We start from the raw sequence: 3,805 nt of genomic DNA, 5'->3' as shown, positions 1-3,805 counted from the left end.
GCCCGCGCCCCGCCGCGCCCGGGCCGTCGAGGGCGCCGCCCCGGCGCCGCCCGCCCGGCGCGCCGAGCGCACCCGCACCACCCGCCACCCCCGTACGCACAACCGGAATGAGGACCACTGATGGAGTCGGCCGAGATCCGCCGCCGCTGGCTGAGCTTCTTCGAGGAGCGCGGGCACACCGTCGTCCCTTCGGCGTCGCTCATCGCGGACGACCCGACTCTGCTGCTGGTCAACGCCGGCATGGTGCCGTTCAAGCCGTACTTCCTCGGCGAGACCAAGCCGCCCGCCCCGCGCGCCACCAGCGTGCAGAAGTGCGTGCGCACCCCGGACATCGAAGAGGTGGGCAAGACCACCCGGCACGGCACCTTCTTCCAGATGTGCGGCAACTTCTCCTTCGGCGACTACTTCAAGCAGGGCGCCATCGCCCTCGCCTGGGAGCTGCTGACCTCCGCCGTGGACAAGGGCGGCTACGGCCTCGACCCCGAGCGCCTGTGGATCACCGTCTACCTCGACGACGACGAGGCCGAGCGGATCTGGCGCGACGAGATCGGCGTCCCCGCCGAGCGCATCCAGCGCCTGGGCAAGAAGGACAACTTCTGGTCCATGGGCGTCCCCGGCCCCTGCGGCCCCTGCTCCGAGATCAACTACGACCGCGGGCCGGAGTTCGGCCCCGAGGGCGGCCCGGCCGTCAACGACGAGCGGTACGTGGAGATCTGGAACCTCGTCTTCATGCAGTTCGAGCGGGGCGCCGGCGACGGCAAGGAGGACTTCCCGATCCTCGGCGACCTGCCCTCCAAGAACATCGACACCGGACTCGGCCTCGAACGCCTCGCCATGATCCTTCAGGGCGTGCGCAACATGTACGAGACCGACACCCTGCGCGTCGTCATGGACAAGGCCACCGAGCTGACCGGCGTCCGCTACGGCGAGAAGCACGACACCGACGTCTCCATGCGCGTGGTCGCCGACCACATGCGCACCTCCGTCATGCTCATCGGCGACGGCGTCACCCCCGGCAACGAGGGCCGCGGCTACGTGCTGCGCCGCATCATGCGCCGCGCCATCCGCAACATGCGCCTGATGGGCGCCACCGGCCCCGTCGTCCAGCACCTCGTCGACGTGGTCATCGACACCATGGGGCAGCAGTACCCCGAGCTGATGACCGAGCGCGGCCGCATCGAGACCGTCGCCCTCGCCGAGGAGGCCGCCTTCCTCAAGGCCCTCAAGGGCGGCACCAACATCCTCGACACCGCCGTCACCGACACCAAGGCCGCCGGCGGCACCGTGCTCGCCGGCGACAAGGCGTTCCTGCTCCACGACACCTGGGGCTTCCCCATCGACCTCACCCTGGAGATGGCCGCCGAACAGGGCCTCACCGTGGACGAGGACGGCTTCCGCCGCCTGATGAAGGAGCAGCGGGAGCGGGCCAAGGCCGACGCCAAGGCCAAGAAGACCGGCCACGCCGACCTCTCCGCCTACCGGGAGATCGCCGACACCGCCGGCGGCACCGAGTTCACCGGCTACGCCGTCCTGGAGGGCGAGACCACCGTCGTCGGCCTGCTCGTCAACGGCCTGCCCGCCCCCGCCGCCACCGAGGGCGACGAGGTCGAGGTCGTCCTCGACCGCACCCCGTTCTACGCCGAGGGCGGCGGCCAGCTCGCCGACACCGGCCGCATCAGGCTGGACACCGGCGCCGTCGTCGAGGTCCGCGACGTGCAGCAGCCGGTCCCCGGCGTCTCCGTGCACAAGGGCGCGGTCCAGGTCGGCGAGGTCACCGTCGGCGCCTCCGGGTACGCCGCCGTCGACGTACGCCGCCGCCGGGCCATCGCCCGCGCCCACAGCGCCACCCACCTCACCCACCAGGCGCTGCGCGACGCCCTCGGCCCCACCGCCGCCCAGGCCGGCTCGGAGAACTCCCCGGGCCGCTTCCGCTTCGACTTCGGCTCGCCCGCCGCCGTCCCCGGCACGGTCCTCACCGACGTCGAGCAGAAGATCAACGAGGTGCTCTCCCGCGAACTGGACGTCCAGGCCGAGGTGATGAGCCTGGAGCAGGCCAAGAAGCAGGGCGCCATCGCCGAGTTCGGCGAGAAGTACGGCGAGCGGGTCCGGGTCGTCACCATCGGCGACTTCTCCAAGGAGCTGTGCGGCGGCACCCACGTCGGCAACACCAGCCAGCTCGGCCTGGTCAAACTGCTCGGCGAGTCCTCCATCGGTTCCGGCGTGCGCCGCATCGAGGCCCTGGTCGGAGTGGACGCCTACAACTTCCTCGCCAAGGAGCACACGGTCGTCGCCCAGCTCCAGGAGCTGGTCAAGGGCCGCTCCGAGGAGCTGCCGGAGAAGATCGCCGGCATGCTCGGCAAGCTCCGGGACGCCGAGAAGGAGATCGAGAAGTTCCGCGCCGAGAAGGTGCTGGCCGCCGCCGCCGGACTGGTCGAGTCCGCCCGCGACGTCCACGGCACCGCGCTGGTCACCGGCCAGGTCCCGGACGGCACCACCGCCGACGACCTGCGCAAGCTGGTCCTCGACGTGCGCGGCCGCATCGGCGGCGGCCGTCCCGCCGTGGTCGCCCTGTTCACCACCGCGGGCGGCCGCCCGCTGACCGTCATCGCCACCAACGAGGCCGCCCGCGAGCGCGGCCTCAAGGCCGGGGACCTGGTCCGCACCGCGGCCAAGACCCTCGGCGGAGGCGGCGGCGGCAAGCCGGACGTCGCCCAGGGCGGCGGCCAGAACCCGGACGCCGTCGGCGACGCCATCGCCGCCGTCGAACGGCTCGTCGCCGAGACCGCCTGATGGACGACCGCCCCATGCGACGCGGCCGCCGTCTGGCGGTCGACGTCGGGGACGCCCGGATCGGGGTCGCCTCGTGCGACCCCGACGGGATCCTGGCCACGCCGGTGGAGACCGTGCCGGGACGCGACGTCCCGGCCGCCCACCGGCGGCTGCGGGTACTCGTCGAGGAGTACGAGCCCCTGGAGATCGTCGTCGGGCTTCCGCGCTCCCTCAACGGACGCGAGGGCCCGGCCGCGGCCAAGGTCCGCTCCTTCGCCCGCACCCTGGCCCAGGGCGTCGCCCCCGTCCCGGTCCGGCTCGTCGACGAGCGGATGACCACCGTCACCGCCGGCCAGGGCCTGCGCGCCTCCGGCGTCAGCTTGAAGAAGGGCCGCTCCGTCATCGACCAGGCGGCCGCTGTGATCATCCTCCAGAACGCTCTTGAGTCCGAACGGGTATCGGGTAATCCGCCCGGGGAGAGCGTCGAAGTGGTCATCTGATCGCGATACGGTAACGTTCCGCGCGGTACGGCGGCGTTCGAACGCCCGCTGTGCGACGTAGAGGCGGATCGTCCGGACGCCTCGCGGCTGTTTGGGGATCGATGACTGAGTATGGCCGGAGCCCCGGCTCCGAACCGTGGCACCCCGAGGACCCGGCATACGGGAGTCAGGGGTGGGAAGGGCAGCAGGCGGCCCCCCACCAGCACGCCCAGGCCCAGCCCCCGTACGCCGCCGCCCAGGACCCCTACGGGCAGCAGCAGTCGCAGCAGGACTACGCCGAACAGCAGTCCTACGGTCACCAGCAGTACGGCCACGACCCGTACGCCGACCAGCAGGGCTACGCCCAGCAGACCTACGGACACCAGCAGGGCTACGGCGAGCAGCAGCACTACCCGCAGGGCCAGGGCGCCTGGGACACCGGCCAGAACCCCATGGTCTACGGCGCGCCCGCGCCGGCCGCCGACCCCTACGCCGCCGCCCCCGACCCGTACGCGGCCGGGGGCGCGCCGGACCTCTACGGCACCCCCGAGGCGTAC

Annotated in this window: 2 protein-coding genes and 1 pseudogene; all 3 read left to right on the top strand. The window is 72.4% G+C overall.

Annotated features, from left to right (window positions below; genetic code table 11):
* Positions 1-120 precede the first annotated feature (120 nt).
* A complete protein-coding gene (gene alaS, locus C6N75_RS29485; RefSeq protein WP_105871891.1) occupies positions 121-2,790 on the top strand; it encodes an alanine--tRNA ligase in 2,670 nt (889 codons plus the stop codon).
* A 14-nt stretch (positions 2,791-2,804) separates the two neighbouring features.
* Positions 2,805-3,269, top strand: coding sequence for a Holliday junction resolvase RuvX (gene ruvX, locus C6N75_RS29480; RefSeq protein WP_105871892.1), 465 nt, complete (start codon positions 2,805-2,807; stop codon positions 3,267-3,269).
* Positions 3,270-3,370: 101 nt separating this feature from the next.
* Positions 3,371-3,805 (top strand): annotated as a pseudogene (locus C6N75_RS29475) (endolytic transglycosylase MltG); the annotation flags it as partial.

The sequence above is a fragment of the Streptomyces solincola genome, from assembly GCF_002982015.1.
In the GTDB taxonomy this organism is placed as follows: domain Bacteria; phylum Actinomycetota; class Actinomycetes; order Streptomycetales; family Streptomycetaceae; genus Streptomyces; species Streptomyces solincola.
The sequence above is the reverse complement of the archived record's forward strand: the minus strand, read 5'-3'. Positions and strand labels throughout refer to the sequence as shown.

Coding starts and splice junctions, on each gene's coding strand:
- alaS (WP_105871891.1), top strand. CDS start 121: ATGGAGTCGGCCGAGATCCGCCGCCGCTGGCTGAGCTTCTTCGAGGAG.
- ruvX (WP_105871892.1), top strand. CDS start 2,805: ATGCGACGCGGCCGCCGTCTGGCGGTCGACGTCGGGGACGCCCGGATC.